Raw genomic sequence first — 608 nt, forward strand, 5'->3', positions numbered from 1 at the left:
ATGTAATAGAAGTGAATACATACCAAAATGTAAGACAATACATAACCCAAGAAAGCATTGATTTTATATCGCCTAATTTATCGCAACCTATCTCAATTTGATAAACAGAACCAGAAAACATAACAAAATTACTACAGCCATGACCAGTAGGAATAGACGGCCTTAGAGCGCCTTCATTTAAAAATGATTCCCAAGCACCGCCATGATAATCTTTATCAATATTTAATTGAGTTTTAGCTTGAGCAGTTGCCAAATCAAACTCTGAATCACCATCACCATAATGACCAGTATTTTGCTCAGGGTCAGCAAATTTACCAGCACCGCGAACTAGATTATTTAAATTATCACCAAGATAAGTAATATTATTTTGAGTCTGCTCATCAGCTGATCGCTTGTCATCTGTAGAAGTATCATCTTCGGTAAGTTTATCCTTGATGCCCTCTGACAAATCAGGGGTTGCCGTTTTAACGCCCTTAGCAACAGCAGAAGCTACTTGATCCTCAGTTAGTGACTTACCGGACGTGCCACCGGAAGAACCTCCAGAGGAGCCACCCGTATCAGAACCGCCAGAAGAGCCACCAGTATCAGAACCACCAGTATCACCGCCA

The 608-nt window shown here is 40.6% G+C and carries 1 pseudogene; it reads right to left on the bottom strand.

Annotated features, from left to right (window positions below):
* Positions 1–608 (bottom strand): annotated as a pseudogene (locus CG67_RS18265) (attachment protein); the annotation flags it as partial.

It is taken from the genome of Tatumella sp. UCD-D_suzukii (assembly GCF_000611875.2).
Classification (GTDB): domain Bacteria; phylum Pseudomonadota; class Gammaproteobacteria; order Enterobacterales; family Enterobacteriaceae; genus Tatumella; species Tatumella ptyseos.